The organism is Kitasatospora sp. NPDC048286 (assembly GCF_043201735.1).
GTDB lineage: Bacteria > Actinomycetota > Actinomycetes > Streptomycetales > Streptomycetaceae > Kitasatospora.
Genome location: NZ_JBICZE010000013.1, coordinates 145,913 through 161,574 on the forward strand (window position 1 = coordinate 145,913; position 15,662 = coordinate 161,574).

The 15,662-nt window shown below is 72.2% G+C and carries 11 protein-coding genes and 1 pseudogene; 7 read left to right on the forward strand and 5 right to left on the reverse strand.

The features are described from left to right. Nucleotides 1–35 precede the first annotated feature (35 nt). From ACGF13_RS29035 to ACGF13_RS29045, 3 genes are all read left to right on the forward strand, one after another. Nucleotides 36–3,095, forward strand: a complete 3,060-nt coding sequence (locus ACGF13_RS29035; RefSeq protein ID WP_392880598.1) for a SpaA isopeptide-forming pilin-related protein — start codon at nucleotides 36–38, stop codon at nucleotides 3,093–3,095. A gap of 108 nt (nucleotides 3,096–3,203) precedes the next feature. Continuing rightward, complete coding sequence (locus tag ACGF13_RS29040) at nucleotides 3,204–3,560, forward strand: ArsR/SmtB family transcription factor (RefSeq protein WP_392880600.1); 357 nt, start codon at nucleotides 3,204–3,206, stop codon at nucleotides 3,558–3,560. Between the two features lie 136 nt (nucleotides 3,561–3,696). Further along, a complete protein-coding gene (locus ACGF13_RS29045; RefSeq protein WP_392880602.1) occupies nucleotides 3,697–5,070 on the forward strand; it encodes an MFS transporter in 1,374 nt (457 codons plus the stop codon). A gap of 19 nt (nucleotides 5,071–5,089) precedes the next feature. On the opposite strand, the gene ACGF13_RS29050 is transcribed toward ACGF13_RS29045, so the two are convergent. Both ACGF13_RS29050 and ACGF13_RS29055 read right to left on the reverse strand, forming a co-directional pair. Continuing rightward, nucleotides 5,090–7,927, reverse strand: a complete 2,838-nt coding sequence (locus tag ACGF13_RS29050) for a hypothetical protein (protein ID WP_392880604.1) — start codon at nucleotides 7,925–7,927, stop codon at nucleotides 5,090–5,092. Nucleotides 7,928–8,417: 490 nt separating this feature from the next. After that, complete coding sequence (locus ACGF13_RS29055) at nucleotides 8,418–9,698, reverse strand: amidohydrolase family protein (RefSeq protein WP_392880607.1); 1,281 nt, start codon at nucleotides 9,696–9,698, stop codon at nucleotides 8,418–8,420. Nucleotides 9,699–9,863: 165 nt separating this feature from the next. On the opposite strand from ACGF13_RS29055, the gene ACGF13_RS29060 reads away from it, so the two are divergent. After that, entirely contained in the window at nucleotides 9,864–10,580 is a 717-nt protein-coding gene (locus ACGF13_RS29060; protein WP_392880610.1) for a flavodoxin family protein, read from the forward strand. 41 nt (nucleotides 10,581–10,621) lie between these two features. Here the strand turns inward: ACGF13_RS29060 and ACGF13_RS29065 are convergent. From ACGF13_RS29065 to ACGF13_RS29075, 3 genes and pseudogenes are all read right to left on the reverse strand, one after another. Then, nucleotides 10,622–11,748: pseudogene (locus tag ACGF13_RS29065) on the reverse strand (ISL3 family transposase); the annotation flags it as partial. A gap of 478 nt (nucleotides 11,749–12,226) precedes the next feature. Then, the gene (locus tag ACGF13_RS29070) at nucleotides 12,227–13,285 is read right to left on the reverse strand and encodes a cytochrome P450 (RefSeq protein ID WP_392880612.1); all 1,059 of its coding nucleotides are present in this window, start codon (nucleotides 13,283–13,285) and stop codon (nucleotides 12,227–12,229) included. A gap of 132 nt (nucleotides 13,286–13,417) precedes the next feature. After that, a complete protein-coding gene (locus ACGF13_RS29075; RefSeq protein WP_224285092.1) occupies nucleotides 13,418–13,498 on the reverse strand; it encodes a tryptorubin family RiPP precursor in 81 nt (26 codons plus the stop codon). Between the two features lie 1,113 nt (nucleotides 13,499–14,611). On the opposite strand from ACGF13_RS29075, the gene ACGF13_RS29080 reads away from it, so the two are divergent. The 3 genes from ACGF13_RS29080 (at nucleotide 14,612) to ACGF13_RS29090 (ending at nucleotide 15,662) form a co-directional block, all read left to right on the forward strand. Then, entirely contained in the window at nucleotides 14,612–15,052 is a 441-nt protein-coding gene (locus ACGF13_RS29080; RefSeq protein WP_392880615.1) for a hypothetical protein, read from the forward strand. Further along, the gene (locus ACGF13_RS29085) at nucleotides 14,961–15,311 is read left to right on the forward strand and encodes a winged helix-turn-helix domain-containing protein (protein WP_392880618.1); all 351 of its coding nucleotides are present in this window, start codon (nucleotides 14,961–14,963) and stop codon (nucleotides 15,309–15,311) included. The genes ACGF13_RS29080 and ACGF13_RS29085 overlap by 92 nt, the downstream gene beginning before the upstream one ends. A 216-nt stretch (nucleotides 15,312–15,527) precedes the next feature. Next, nucleotides 15,528–15,662 carry a hypothetical protein gene (locus tag ACGF13_RS29090; protein ID WP_392880620.1) on the forward strand — a complete coding sequence of 45 codons (135 nt, stop codon included), beginning with the start codon at nucleotides 15,528–15,530 and terminating at the stop codon, nucleotides 15,660–15,662.

Sequence of the window (15,662 nt, forward strand, 5' to 3'; positions counted from 1 at the left end):
GCACCGCCCTGGCCCTGACACTCGTCCCCTTCGGAATGTCCCTCGTCTCACCGACGGCGGCGCAGGCGGCCGGCCTCCCGGGAGGCCTGGGGCCGTGCCTGGGCGCCGACTGCCCGGCGACCTTCCCGCCCGTCAACAACGGGCCCTTCGCGGGCCGCGACGCCGGCGTGAACATCTTCGTCGGCGGCGACTTCCACGTGAGCGAGTCGGCGGCGGAGGCCGAGGGACACGTGGTGACCCTCGGCAGCTTCGACGTGAACAAGGCCGCCGGAGTCAGCTCCGTCTACAACATCGGCATCGTCGGCGTCGGCTCACGCGTCCCCCCGCCGGACGGGGCCGACTTCCTCACCGCCGGGGGCGACGTCACCGTGGCCCCGGGGCAGTCGCTGCTGGCCGAGGGCGGCGTCGTCCGCTACGCGGGCACGGCCACCGGCACCATCACGGGCACGAAGATCCAGGACGCCCAGGCGGTGGCCGCCTACACGCCGCTGCGCGGGGAGCTGCAGACCGCGAGCCAGTGCTACGCCGGGGTCAGCGCGCCCCGCCCGGCCACCGGAACCGCCGTCAACCAGGGGTTCCAGACCCTGTTCACCGGTGACGGCACCTCCGCACTGCAGGTCTTCAACGTCGACTTCGACCTCGTCGGGCGCGGCGGCTCCACCCAGGGCATCGCGTTCGCCGGGATCCCCGCGAACGCGACCGTGCTGGTCAACCTGGTGGGCGACGCCCGCACCGTCAACACGTACAGCGGCAGCCTCGAGGACACCGACCCCTGGAACCAGCTGCGCGAGCGCCTGCTGTGGAACTTCCCCACCGCGACGACCGTCACCCTCACGGGATCGGGGCAGTTCCAGGGCAGCGTGCTCGTCGGCAACCCGGCCAGCACCGCTTCGATGAGCCTGCCCGGCCTGAACGGACGGTTCTTCACCACCGGCACGCTGCTGCACAACTCCGGCGGCGGCATGACCGGGACCGAGTTCCACGCCTACCCCTTCGACGGCGACCTCCCGGACTGCAACCCGCCGGCCCCGACCGGCTCGACCAGCGTCACGAAGGTCGACTCCGTCACGGGCCAGACCCTGGCGGGCGCGACCTTCCAGCTGTGGCGCGAGACCAACGGCGTCGCGGGCCTGCAGACTTCGGGGACCACCCCGGACACCAAGGTCGGCGCCCCCTGCACAACGGCGAGGAACGGCCTCTGCTCCGTCGCCGACCTCCCGCTGGGCACCTACTACTGGGAGGAGACCCAGGCGCCTCCGGGCTACGACCTGCCGCAGCCCGCGGTGACGACGGTGGTCCTCGACACGGCCGGGCAGAACGTCCCGGTCACCGTCAGGGACACCCTGAGCCCGGTCGAGGAGACCGGGTCCACCAGCGTGACCAAGGTGGACTCGGCGACCTCGCTGCCGCTGGCGGGGGCGACCTTCCAGCTGTGGCGTGAGACCAACGGTGTCGCGGGCCTGCAGACCACCGGGGCGACCCCGGACACCGCCGTCGGCTCCCCGTGCGTGACCCCCGCGTCGGGTGTCTGCTCGGCGACCGGCCTGCTGCTGGGCACCTACTACTGGCAGGAGACGGCGGCGCCTCCCGGCTACGACCTGCCCGAGCTCAACGTGACCACGGTCGTGCTGAACACCAACGGGCAGAACGTCCCGGTCACCGTCGCCGACACCGAGACGGCCGCCCCGACGGCGTCCACCAGCGTGACCAAGGTGGACTCGGCGACCTCGCAGCCGCTGGCGGGGGCGACCTTCCAGCTGTGGCGCGAGACCAACGGCGTCGCGGGCCTGCAGACCACCGGGGCGACCCCGGACACCGCCGTCGGCTCCCCGTGCGTGACCCCCGCCTCGGGTGTCTGCTCCGCGACCGGCCTGCCGCTGGGCACCTACTACTGGCAGGAGGTCTCGGCCCCCGACGGGTACGAGCTGCCCGACCTCAACGTGACCACCGTGGAACTGGACGCCAACGGGCAGAACGTGGCGGTCACCGTCGCCGACGCCAAGACCGTCGCTCCGACCGGTGCCACCAGCGTCACCAAGGTCGACTCCGTCACCGGACAGCCGCTCGCCGGAGCCTCCTTCCAGCTGTGGCGCGAGAGCAACGGCGTGGCCGGCCTCCAGACCTCCGGGGCGAACCCGGACACGGCCGTGGGTTCGGCGTGCGTGACGCCCGCGTCGGGTCTCTGCGTCGCGGACGGCCTGCCGCTGGGCACGTACTACTGGCAGGAGACGCAGGCGCCTCCTGGCTACGACCTGCCGCAGCCCGCGGTGACGACCGTGGTGCTGGACACCGACGGGCAGAACATCCAGGTCACGGTGAAGGACGTGAAGTCGGTCGTGCCGACCGGGTCCACCACCGTCACGAAGGTGGACGCCGAGACCGGCCACCCCCTGGCAGGTGCGGTCTTCCAGCTGTGGCACGAGACCAACGGCGTGCCCGGTCTGCAGACCAACGGGGCGAACCCGGACACGGCCGTCGGCTCCCCGTGTGTCACCCCGGCCACGGGCGTCTGCTCGGCGGACGACCTGGCGCTGGGTACGTACTACTGGCAGGAGACCGTCGCGCCTCCCGGCTACGAGTTGCCGCAGCCGGCGGTGACGACGGTGGTGCTGGACGCGGCCCGGCCGGACGTCCAGGTGACCGTCAAGGACGCGAAGTCGTCCACCCCGACCGGGTCCACCTCCGTCACGAAGGTGGACGCCGACACCGGGAAGCCGCTGGCGGGGGCGACCTTCCAGCTGTGGCGCGAGACCAACGGCTTCGCGGGCCTGCAGACCGACGGGACCAACCCGGACACCCCCGTGGGCGCTCCGTGCGTGACCCCCGCGTCGGGTGTCTGCTCCGCCGCCGACCTGCCGCTGGGCACGTACTACTGGCAGGAGACGCAGGCGCCTCCCGGCTACGAGTTGCCGCAGCCCGCGGTGGCCACGGTCGAGCTGACCGAGGACTGCCCGCGCGTGGAGATCACGGTCAAGGACAGCAAGGAGTGCCCGCCGCCCCCGTGTCCGCCCACCCCCTGCCCGCCGGACGACGACTGGCGTGCGGCCGCGCGGTACACCCCCGTACCGGGCTTCCTCTGGGCGAAGAACGCCTGAGGTGACCAACCGGCCGGAGGAGTCGCGAGCGGCTCCTCCGGCCTCGTCGTGCCGGTCCGGTGCCACGGCCGCTTCGGCAGGCGGCGCCGGGGGCCCTACGATGTCGCCATGAGCGGGAGCCTTCGGATATCAGGTGCACACCATGCGCAGGAGCATCGGGACGACGAGCGGCTGGACGCCGCGGCCGGCATCCTGGCGCTGCTAGCGGACCGCACCCGGCTCGCCCTGCTCCAGCGGCTGAGCGCCGGTGAGGCGGACGTGACCACGCTCACCGAGGCGACCGGAGCCCCGCGGACGTCGGTCAGCCAGCACCTCGGCAAGCTGCGGCTGGCGGGGCTGGTCACGACCCGCAAGGACGGCCGGCGCGTCGTGTACGCGCTGCGCCACGGCCACCTGCGGCGGCTGGTCGACGAGGCGCTGAGCGTCGCCGACCACCAGATCGGCGGGCTCCCGCCGCACGACTGACCCTCGCTCGACCCGATTCTCCGGCCCGTGCCCTTCTGGGTGCGGGCCGCTTTCCGGTCAACATGTGCACATGCGTGCACATGTTGACCTATCCTGATGGTGTCGTCCTGCCGCGCCCAGTCGAGCGGGGTCCTCCATGCTGTCCGTGCTGCGCAACCGCACCTATCTGCACCTGTTCGCCGCCCAGATCGTCGCCCTGGTGGGCACCGGCCTCGCCACGGTGGCGCTCGGCCTCCTGGCGTACGACCTCGCCGGAGCGGACGCCGGATCGGTGCTCGGCACCGCGCTGGCGATCAAGATGCTCGCGTACGTCGGCATCGCCCCGGTGGTCTCCGCGCTGGCCCACCGCATCCCGCGGCGACGGCTGATGGCCGCCTCCGACCTCACCCGGGCCGCGGTGGCCCTCACCCTGCCGTTCGTCACCGAGGTGTGGCAGGTCTACGTCCTGATCTTCGTCCTGCAGTCCGCCTCGGCGGCCTTCACCCCGGCCTTCCAGTCGGTGATCCCCGAGGTGCTGCCCGCGGAGCGCGAGTACACCCGCGCCCTGTCGCTGTCCCGGCTCGCCTACGACACCGAGAGCCTGGTCAGCCCGGTCCTGGCGGCCGCCCTGCTCGCCCTGGTCAGCTACAACTGGCTGTTCTGGGGCACCGCGGCCGGGTTCCTCGCCTCCGCGGCGCTGGTGGTCTCCGCCGTCCTGCCGAAGCCGGTCCTGCGCAAGCCGGTCCGCCCGGGGCCGGACCGCCCGGAGTCGGCCCGCCCGGAACGGGCCGGTGTCCTCGCGAGATCCGGGCGCGGCACCCGGCTGTTCCTCGCCGTGCCCCGGCTGCGCGCGATGCTCGCCCTGGACCTCGCGGCGGCCGCCGCCGGGGCGATGGTGATCGTCAACACCGTCGTCTACGTCCGCGGCCAGCTCGGCCGACCGGCCGCCGACGTCCCGATCGCGCTCGGTGCCTACGGGGCCGGGTCGATGGCCGTGGCGCTGCTGCTGCCCCGGGTGCTGGACCGGGTCCCGGACCGGATCGTCATGCTCCCGGCGGCCTTCGGCATCGTCGGGCTCTTCGCCCTGCTCGCCGCGCTCACGGCCGCCGGGCCGGGCGCCTGGCGCTGGCCCGTCCTGCTCGCCGTCTGGGCCGCCTTCGGCGCGGCCGGCTCACTGATCCTCACCCCGACCGGCCGCGTCCTGCGCGACTCGGTGGCCAAGGAGGACCTCCCCGCCGTCTTCGCCGCCCAGTTCTCGCTCTCCCACGGCTGCTGGCTGCTCACCTACCCCCTGGCCGGCTGGCTCGGCGCCACGCTGGGCCTCGGCGCGGCCTCCGTCGCCCTCGGCGGTGTCGCCCTCGCCTCCGGTGCGCTGGCCGCCCGGGCCTGGCGCGCGGTGCCCGGGGCGGGGAGCGTGACCGGCCGGGCCGCCGGCTCCGCTCCCGTCGGGCCTGCCGGTCGGAGGGTACGGCCGCGCGGCCTGAGCGGAGTGCCGCGGAGTGCGGGGGCCGGGAGGCGGTTGCCGGGGTAGGGACTGTCCGGCGGGACGGTCACGGCTGCTCCCCGGCCCGCAGTTCGGTGGCGATCTGACGCCGGCCGGCGACCAGTGCCTCCGCCAGCACCCCGAGCCCGACCAGCAGGGCCAGGCCCGCGGTGGGCAGCAGCACCGGCAGCAGGGTGGGGGCGACGACCTCCCCGACCCTGACGCCGACCAGCGTCGAGATGTCGAACGCGCCGCCCAGCAGAGCGACCGCCGCGGCCGCGACCAGGCCGCCGCCGACGGCCGTGGCCAGCGTCCGCGGCAGCGCCTCGGTGACGATCAGTGCCAGCCCCTGGCGGGGCCGCAGACCCATGGTGCGCAGCCGGGCGAGCAGGGCCGTACGGTCGGCCGCGGCCCGGACCAGCGTCAGCAGCACGGCGAGCAGGGCGTACCCGGCGCTGGCCGCCGCCGCGTACCAGAACAGCCGCTCGGCGGCGTGCTGCAGCGGGTCGTCGCCGAGCGCGGCGGCGGTCTCCCGGCTGCTGTGCACCGTGAATCCGGCGGGCAGGCCGTGGGTGTCCTTGCCGACGGCCGTGGCGCTGTCCGCGATCAGCTTGGCCAGACCGACCGGCCGGGCGCCGCTGTTGTCCCGCAGGGCGGTCCTGACCCCTTCGGGGTCGATGTCACCGACGGCGAACCACTGGTTCGGTCGCCGGGCGTCCGGCAGCCGCTCCCAGGCGGCGCCGGCCGAGACGACGGCGAACGGCTTGCCCGGGTCCGGCAGCGCGGGGGTGGCGGCGACGATCCCGGCGACGCCGAGGCGCAGGTCGTTGCCGTTGGGCGTGCGGACCTGGGACGGCCCTGCGGCCAGGCGCTCCGCCAGGTCGCGGCTGACCAGCGCGGGCACCGGGGTGTCCCGGCCGCCGGGCGTCCCCGCCAGCTTCGCCGCGTCGAACCCGTCGACCCCGAGGGTCCGGGCGATCTCCGCGTACGCCGCCGGATCGGCCACCATCACCAGGTAGGCCTCGGTGGCACTCCGGTCGTCGTCGATGATGCGGACCTTGGGCTGGATCTGGACCGCGGTCGAGGCCCGGACGCCCGGCAGGGCGGCGGCGGCCTCGGTGAACGACCCGGTCAGGGTGGCGTAGTCCGGGAGAGAGACGGCGATGTCCCCGCCCGTGGCGATGCGCGCCGCGTGGGTCCGTACGTGGTCGACGGTGTCGAGCACGGTGGCGCCGAAGCCGGTGGTGGTGACGGCGATCAGCAGGGCGAGCAGCGGCAGTACGGAGGGCTTGCGGCGGCCCGAGCCGTCGCGGGCGGCCCGGGCGAGGCCGAGGAAGCCGATCAGGCCGCGGCCCCGGCCGACGAGGGCGGCCAGCCGGCCGACCGCCACCGGCTCGATCCGGGCCAGCACCAGTCCGCCGGTGACGGCGAGCAGGAGCGGCGCGGCGACCAGCAGCGGGTCCACCCCGGCCCCGGGGTGGCCGACGCCCCGGCGCCGGACCTCCGCCACGGCAGCGACGGTGCCCGCCAGGACGGCGAGTTCGCCGACCAGTCGGCGCCGGCCGCCGACCGGCCGCCGCCGGGACCACAGCAGGGCCGCGCGGACCGGAAAGGCCAGCAGCGCGACCAGGGTCGCGACCAGCGCCGCCAGCACCGCGCGCTCCCACCGGGCGGTGGGCAGCAGCACCAGGGCGAGGGCCGTACCGAGCACGGCGGCGGGCAGTACGGTGACCGCGCCCTCGGCGAGCAGCCGTCGCAGCACCCCGGCGCGGGAGCCGCCGCGGGCCTGGAGCAGCCGGATCTCGGCGGCGCGCCGGTCGGTGGTGAGCGCGGCGGCCAGGAACAGCACCACGGTGGCGACGCCCGCGACACCGGCCGGGCCGATCGCGCTGAGCGGCAGCGTGGCCCGGTGGCGCCGGTCCGCCTCGGTGAGGATCTCGGGCAGGCCCGAGACGGTGTGCAGGTCGGCGCGCCTGGTCCGGTCGACCAGGGCGGTGGCGTCGCGCCCGGTCAGGAAGGACGTGATGACGCCGCGGGTGTCGGCGATCCGGTCGGTGCGCAGCGAGGCGGGGTCGACGGACAGCCGCCAGAAGTTCTCGGCGTTCGAGCCCCAGCGGATCATCGCGGGCAGGCTGCCGCCGTCGACGAAGCCGCTGGTCGACCAGTGCTCGTGGTCGGCCTGGGTGTTCAGGCAGGCACGGGCCGGGCAGCCGAGCTCGTCCCAGAACGGGTCCTGGGGGTCGTCGACTTGGTAGAGGCCGACCACCACGGTGGTCCGCTTGGCACCCGAGTTCTCGGCGCCGTTGTCGATGACGTCACCGAGCTTGATGTGGATGGTCTCCGCGGCCTGCTTGCTGACCACGATCGGCAGCGGGCCGCCGACGGTGCCGGGGGTGGGCCAGGTGCCCTCGGTGAGGGTGGCCCGGGAGGCCAGGTCGTGCAGGTAGAGCAGGCCGAGGGCCGGGTAGGGCTCCTTGTCGGAGATGTGGGCGTACCCCGGATTGGCCATGGAGTGGTCGCTCAGGGCGCGGGCGCCGTAGGCCTGGTTCCGCTGGGCCAGCGTCAGCTGCCCGCCGACCTGCTCGACGAGCTGCTGCTGCACCCGGTCGAGTGCGGCGGCGGTGTCGTCGTCCCGCGTCTTGGAGGTGGTCTGCAGGCTGGTCGGGTGGAGGCCCTTCTGCCGGACGAATTCCTGGAGCGCCGTGTCCGCGCCCCGGTCCGTGACGCGGGGGAAGGCCGTCGCCAGGAAGACGGTGACGAACGTGAGGGCCGCCATGAGCAGCGCGGCCAGCGGGTTCGCCCGCAGTCTGGTGCGGACCCAGGGGGCGGGGCGGTGGGCGTGGGCGTGGGCGGAGTCGGGGGTGGGCGCGGGGGTGGGCGCGGTGGTGCCGGCCTGGATGGTCACATCTCCCCCTCGTCCTTCTGCCGCTCCCCACGGGCATACCGGCGCGGTGATCACCGGCCTTCGGTCGCCGGATAGCGGACGATGCTGTCAGATTCGGTCGGCGAGCGGAAGGGATTCGCGCCGATCGAGTAAGTAACGGAATCTTTCCTTGAATTGGCGGCATCGGTGCCAGGGGAGAAGCCCCTGAAAGGGCGTGCACATTTCACAACTCCGGCTTCAGTGCACTCCTTTGACCTGGGAACTTCCCTATCGGGACAGGGTGATGGGCGCGCCCGCGTAGGCGAAGTGGGCCAGGGTGACGGTGCCGGCGAGGGCGGCGACGGCGACGGCTATGGTCTTCGGGGACATGCGCGGGGGCTCCTGGTGCTCGGGTGGTTCCTCCCGGGCCCCCAGCCTCCCGGGACCGGCGGGGCCCGGCAATCCCGGTGCGCCGAGCAGGGCCATCACCCGTGGTGACGGGCCCTCGGCGTTCCGCCGTGCCGTGGGGAGGTCAGCCGAGCTCGTTCCTGTGGACGACGCCGCCCCTGACGATGAGGCGCAGGTTGCGTACGGGGTCGGCGAGGACGGACAGGTCGGTGGTCGGGTCGCCGTCGACGACCAGGAGGTCGGCCCAGGCCCCCGGTGCGATGACTCCGAGCGGCGCCGCCCGGTAGGGGTCGCGGCGGCCGGACAGGCGGAAGAGTTCGGCGTTGCCGGAGGTGGCCAGCTTCAGGGCCTCGACGGGGCTGAGGTGTTCGCCGAGCCGGACGAGCATCTCGTTCTGTCGGTGGGCCTTCCCGGGATCGAACACCAGGTCGGTGCCGAAGGCGAGCCGAACGCCGTGCCGCAGCGCCCAGCCGAAGGTACGGGCGACGCCCTCGCACACCTCGCGGTTCTTGCGGTCGCTGTCCGGGGAGGCGTAGTGGTGGTCGTCGACCTCGAACGGCTGGGTGCTCAGCCACACGTTCTTCTGCGCGAGGTAGCGGACGGTGTCCTCGTCGACGAGGTGTCCGTGCTCGATGCAGCGCACCCCGGCGTCCACCGCGCGGCGCACGCCCTCGGAGGTGTAGACGTGCGCGGCCACGTAGGTGCCCCAGTCGGCGGCCGCGGCCGCCGCCGCCTCGAGTTCCGCGGTGGTGAACTGCAGGACGTCCAGCGGGTCGAACTCGGACACGACTCCGCCGCCGGCCATCAGCTTGATCTGCGCCGCGCCCTTCCTCAGCTGCTCGCGCACCGCGGCGAGCACCCGCTCCGGCCCGTCGGCCACCCGCGTGAACCCGAGCTGTTCGGTGCGGGCCTGCGGACCGCCCAGGGCGGTCGGGGTGTCGTAGGCGGTCCCGAAGTCACCGTGGCCGGAGGTCTGGGACACGGCCGCCTGGCTCGGGTAGATCCGCGGGCCGGGGAACAGCCCGCGGTCGAGGACCCGCCGCAGCGGCTCGGTGTCGCCGGCCATGTCCCGGACGGTGGTGAAGCCGCGCATCAGCATCTCGCGGGCCGAGGTCAGCGCCTGGTAGTAGACGGCGCCGGTCGATCCGAGCTGCAGGTCCGCCATGGTGCCGCCGATCGCGAACAGGTGGACGTGCGCGTCGGTGAGCCCCGGAATGAGCGTGCGGCCGCCGCCGTCGAGCACCGTCGCCCCGTGGGCGCTTCGCGGGGGCTGGGCGCCCGGCAGCACCTCGGCGATCCTGTCCCGCTCGATCCGGACGTGTCCCGGCACCGCCTCCGGGCCGATCCCGTCGAAGACACGCACGTTCGTCACCAGCAGCCCGGCAGCGGAGCCGTCGACACCCATGCCGCCATCCTCGCCCGGCCGGGGAACCGTCACCAGACGGCACACCCGGGCGGAGGCGGTCAGGCAACCGGCTCAGCCCCGCGGGCGCCCAGCACGCCGGGCTGGTGAGCTGTGCGGGGAGCCCGCGGCTGGACCGGTCTTCCACAGCTTCCGGAGGAGGAACCCGTGCCGGACCCGACGAAGTCGTACGCCGACCTGCGCGCCCTGGTGATCAACTGCACGCTGAAGCGCTCCCCGGAGCGCAGCAACACGCAGGGCCTGATCGACGTCAGCACCGGCATCCTGGAACGCCAGGGCGTCGCCGTCGACGTCCTGCGGGCGGTGGACCTCGACATCGCGACGGGCGTGTGGCCGGACATGACCGAGCACGGGTGGGAGACGGACGAGTGGCCGGTGATCTACTCCCAGGTCATGGCCGCCGACATCCTCACGCTGGCCGGGCCCGTGTGGTTGGGAGACAACTCGTCGGTGATGAAGAAGGTCATCGAGCGGCTGTACGCCTGCTCGTCGATCCTCAACTCCGAAGGCCAGTACGCCTACTACGGGCGGGTCGGCGGCTGTCTGATCACCGGGAACGAGGACGGCGCGAAGCACTGCGCGATGAACGTCCTCTACAGCCTCCAGCACCTCGGCTACACCGTCCCGCCCCAGGCCGACGCCGGCTGGGTAGGGGAGGCCGGCCCCGGGCCGTCCTACCTCGACCCGGGGTCGGGCGGCCCGGAGAACGACTTCACCAACCGCAACACCACCTTCATGACGTGGAACCAGCTTCACCTGGCCCGCATGCTGAAGGACGCCGGCGGCATCCCGGCGCACGGCAACCAGCGCTCCGAGTGGGACGCCGGCTGCCGCTTCGACTTCGAGAACCCCGAGCACCGCTGAACTGGCTCTGTCCCGTAATCGGTGGTAGCACTGGGTAGTGATCACTGGAGGAGGATGCGATGACGGAGCAGGGAGAACCCGGCTCGGCCGTGCATCTGCCTCATGATCTTCTTGGTTCGTGTGTTGACTCCCTCGGTGCGGCCGTTGTGGTGCGGGGTGGTGAGTCCGGCGTCGACGGCGGCACGGTCCAGTTCCAGGCCGTTCGTGAAGGAGCGCAGGTGGGGCAGGTCGGCGGAGCGAACTGACGTGATCCAGTCGGTGAGCTTGGCGTCGTTGCCCTCCGCCGGCGTCAGCAGTTTCGCGAACTCGCTTGTCAGGCGGGCGAGTTCGGTCATCTCGGGGCAGGTTTGGGTGAGTTCTCCCATCAGTGCGGCGTCCCTGTCGCGCAGGTTGTCGGGACGGGTGAGGAGGAGGCGGGCGAAGCGCTGCGGCGTGGTGACGGGCTTGTCGCCCTCGGCGCGGCCCTGGGTGATGTATCGGGCCAGGAGGTTCGCGCTGCGGGTGTAGCCCAGTTCCTTGATCTCGCGCAGGAGGTGGGTGACGGGCACCGCGGGGTCCTCGGCCGGGCGCCGGCGCAGGTGGTCGCGGTAGGGGTCGACGAGCGTGGGTTTGTAGCGGGGTGCGCGGCGGTCGCCGGTGGGCTCCTTCATGCGGACGTACCGTTTGACGGTGTTCAGGGCGACGTCGAGGCGGCGGGCGCATTCGAGCCGGCCGACGCCCTGGTCGAGCAGATTGTGGACCTGTTGTCAGCGCTCACGGGTGGTCTGCTCGCGGATGCCCCCGGGTCGGGCCGGGTTCACGGCGGTGGCCCAGCAGGCGGCGTGGGAGCGGACCTCGGCCAGGACCTTCCCGCACAGGTTGCTCCACAAGTGCCACCTGTCACTGACCTGTTCCGCTTCGGGCAGGGTCTGGCGGATCGCCTCGCCGTAGGATCCGGAGCCGTCGCGGCAGACGTACTCGGCCCCGGGGTGTTCGCGCAGCCATGCGGCCAGCGTCTGGGTGGTGCGGTCGGGCAGGACGTCGATCCGTTCGCCGGTCTCGGCGTCGATGAGCACCGTGGCGTAACGCTGACGCCGACGCAGGGCGAAGTCGTCGACACCGAGCACACGCGGCACACGCAGTTCTCCCGTTCGGCCTGCGGCGCGCCGAACAGGTCGAAGACCACCGCGAGTGGCAGCGGCAGCGCGAACTCGCTGATCAGCTCGGCCGATTCGAGCCCGTCCAGCTGGTCCAGCAGTGCGCCGACGTGGCGCTCGACCATCGGTCGTAGGGTCGCCACTTGCCGCCCGGTGTAAGCCTGTTGGACTAGCTTGCGAAGTCGGGTGTGCTCCGGGGGGTCGGAGTTGAGCATATGCGTCATCAGGTCGCGGCCCGGGTCGCCCTCGGAGTTCCCGACGTGTTGGGCGAACGCCTCGGTGACGGCCTTCTTGCTCAGCCGGGGGTCGGCGAGGGCGGCCCGACACTCGGCGTGGCCGGTGACGACCCAGCCTTCGAGTCCGGCCGCGCCGCCGAACCGGACCTTGCGGGCGCCGCCCTCGGTGCGCCGGCGGCGGTACGCGGCGTGCGGGTCGGCGTAGAACTGGCCGTCGGCGAACTCCGAGTCGGTAGCGCTGTGTTCGGTATCCCCGTGCTCGGTGTGCATGTGATCAGTGTGCATCGCGTGCCTTCAGGACGCGGACCTCGCTGACGCCGAGCAGACCGAGCAGTGGCACCTTGGCGGTCCGCTGCTCGGGGTCGACGACCAGGCCGGCTGCCCGGATCTGGTCCAGCAGCAGTTCGGCGAGCGGCATCACCATGTGCCGGCCCCAGCAGCGTTCGGAGGAGTGCCCGAACGGCAGGTAGCCGGGAGTGCTGTCCGGGTCGAGGTGGTCCCAGCGCTCCGGGCGGAACTCGTCCGGGTCCTCCCACAGCGTCGGGTCGCGATGTGAGAGCAGCGGCAGGACGAGGATGTCGTCGCCCGCGCCGATCCGCGGATCGAGCGCGGGGTACTCGGGCGATGCGCGGCGCAGGATGTTCCACGACGGCGGCAGCAGGCGCAGTGACTCGAAGATGATGTTCCGGTTCGGCGTGCTGTCGTCGAACGGCGAGCCGAGCCAGAGCGCGTTCGCGACCAGGGTGGAGATGGTGAAGCAGACGGGTGCGGCGGCTCGGCGGTACATGCCCAGCGCGTACCGTCGGTCCTGGTAGTTGGCCGCCTTCGCGGTGAGCTTGCCGAGTTCGGTGAGGTCGTCGCCGGGCTTGGGCCTACCGGGCAGTGCGGCGCCGGCCGAGATCACCAACCAGGTGAGCAGTGGCGTCAGTTCGAGATTGCGGCTCATCAGGATCCGCAGCCGGCGCGGGTCCCGACCGAGGATGAGGTCGCGCAGGAAGAGGTGTCCGGTGAGCGGCCACGGACCGGACAGGTCGATGTTTTGCGGCAGCGGGGCCTTCAGCGCCTCGCGCACGTCGCTGCCGATCGTCCGCGTCACCGAGGACGCCTCGGTGCGGGTGATCGAACGGCCGTGCAGCGGTTTGAATGTGGGCCGTTCGATCTCGGTGGCGCGCCGGGCGGCGAGGATCCGGTCGGTGAGCTCGGGCCCGGCGACCCCGATCGTGTCGGGTTCGAGCCGGACGGCGTCCTTGCCTAGATGGTCCCTGAGCAGGGCCTCAAGTCGGGGGGAGAGCACGGTGTTTCGCGAACGGGCGGAGGCGGGGGAGAGTGCCATGTGATGTCTCCGAGACTTTGCCGGGGCCGGTCTCCGCCCCCGCCCCGGGCCCGATCTCTCGGCGGAGGCCGCGAGGGGGCAGGGGCGGGGGCGGATCAGCTGTTCAGGTACCGGAGGTACCGATCAGCCGGCTTAGTACCAGATGTACCAAGCGCTGGCCTTCAGGCTCTTCTTGGCGAAGGACGCGTCACGGATGGCGAACAGGATCTTCATCTTTGGGTCTCCCTTTCGTTACCAGATGGCTGAGTGAACATAAGGCCACCCTGCAGTTGCCCTACAGACGTATCCACGCAGCCGGGTCCCCATCAGGTTCACCTCTGGGGGCGGCTCTTGCCGAGGGACTTGGGGATATGAGGGGTTTGCGAGTGAGTGGTGCTCGGCGGGCAGCACCCGTCCCGATGTCGTGGGCCGCTGCCGGCTGCGGTCAAAGCTTCGCCGGGGAAGGGTGAGGATTCGATGAGAGGCAACGTGGCGTCAGATGGCTTATCTGGTCCGCCATGAGGAGCGTGGGCGCAGCCTTCGTGGAGCCGGTCGTCGGGGAGGGCGGCGAGGTGGTGCCGGCTTCGGTCGCCGAGGAGGTGTGACGGACCGGGTGCGTGGCAGAGGCGGCGGCCGTTCGGGAATCAGCTGAGTCGATGAAGCATGCCCGGGACCGCTTCCCGTGACGGAGACCAAGCGCTTCCACCGCTGTGCACCCTGTGCCAGGAGCTTGCCTGTCTTCCAGTGGTTCTGGCGGCTCAGGGGGACGTCGATGACGAGGCCCGGTCCGAAGTCGGTGGCGCGGGCGGGGAATCCATCTCATCAAAACCTCATTCCTTTCCCCGGCAAGCTGGTTCGGCATCAGCGAATCGTGAAGGGAAGCCCCCGACTTCGTCCAGCCGTGGTGGTGGCACTCGTTGCGGGCCGCACCAGGTCCCGAGGCCTGGCAGCGTCTGACATGCCGGGGTGACGGAGCTCATGAGCAACAGGGGAAAGGCAGTACGGCGGATCTCCGTCCTGTCCGGCCGGCACGAACTGACGGTGCACGCGTTGTCGAGGTCGACGGATTCCTTCACTGTGAGCTACTCGATCGAGCCGCCGCTGCCCGACGACGAGGTCAACCCCACTACCGGGGCCCTCCGCACCGCGCTCGGCGCGCAGGGCGTTCCCGACGCTCACGCCCGAGGCGGCGTCCGTCCTGGAGGGCGGACGTGGCGTCCCCGGGCGAGAGCGCTCCTGAAGAATCGAGGACCGATGTCGCATTCCTGGTCAAAGCCTGGGGCAGCCCCGGAAGGGATCGGAAGCGATCGCCGACCGATAGGCGCCGCATCACGGACAATCGCCGCCATGGAACCGCTGTACCTGGTAGCCGGGCAGGCCGAGGCGGTTGTGAACAGCCTCGGCCTGACTGACGCTTACCGGATCGATGTCGTGACCGTGCCGATCGGGCACTGCGCTCCGCCATCTCCCCCGACCGGGACCGGGGTCTACCGCTCCAGCCTCTCCTTCGGTCCGCCGGACGAACCGCCGCTGGACCCCGGCGTGTATGTCGTGGTCGAGCTCGGCGACGACGGGACCCGGATCCAGTTGACGCCCGAGATGCAACCCCTCGACGCCCTGGTCCATCTGGCCGACAGGCTCCAGGACTGGGTGATCGAGCTGACCCATGGCGCGGCTCGACCCCGGTGTCCCGGACATGCGCATCCGATGCGCGCGAGCGTGGTCGGCGGCAGCGCCGCATGGACCTGCCCGGCCCGGCCGGATCACGCGATCGCCTCGATCGGCTGACCGCGTCCGTCCTGTCGAGTCACCGCGCCGGAGTTCGATCAACTCGCTTCGCCGCCATCGCCACCTCTGCTTCCAGGCGGAGAAGGTGGTGACGCGGGCGGAGCTGACCGAGCGGCGCTGGGACGGTCTGGCCGAGCCGCAGTCCAACGTGGTCGACGTCTTGATGTCCCAGGTGCGCCGCAAGCTCGGCACCCCGCCGCTGATCGACACCGTGCGCGGAGCGGGCTTCCGGCTGACGGGTACCGACGGTCCGCGCTGACCCACCGCCGGCGCCGCGAAGGGGCCCTCGCCCTCGTCCTCGTCCTGGCGCTCCGGAAACACCTTCACCCTCACCGAGTCCGACACCACCCAGGGCTGGAGCAAGACCTTCACGAAGACCGGCGACGTCGAACTCTCCTCCGCCGAGGCGATCGTCGAGGACCTGGGCTTCAGCATCCCGGCCGTCGCCGGGTTCGAGCCGATCAACTTCACCGATGTGATCGTCAACGGCAGTCCGCTCGCGAGCGCCGGCACGGTCGAGTCCACCGACATCGAGCGCGGCACCACGCCGCTGACCCGGAACTCCGCGCTGAGCGGCGGGAACTTCAGCCTCAGCTGGCTGCACGCCTGA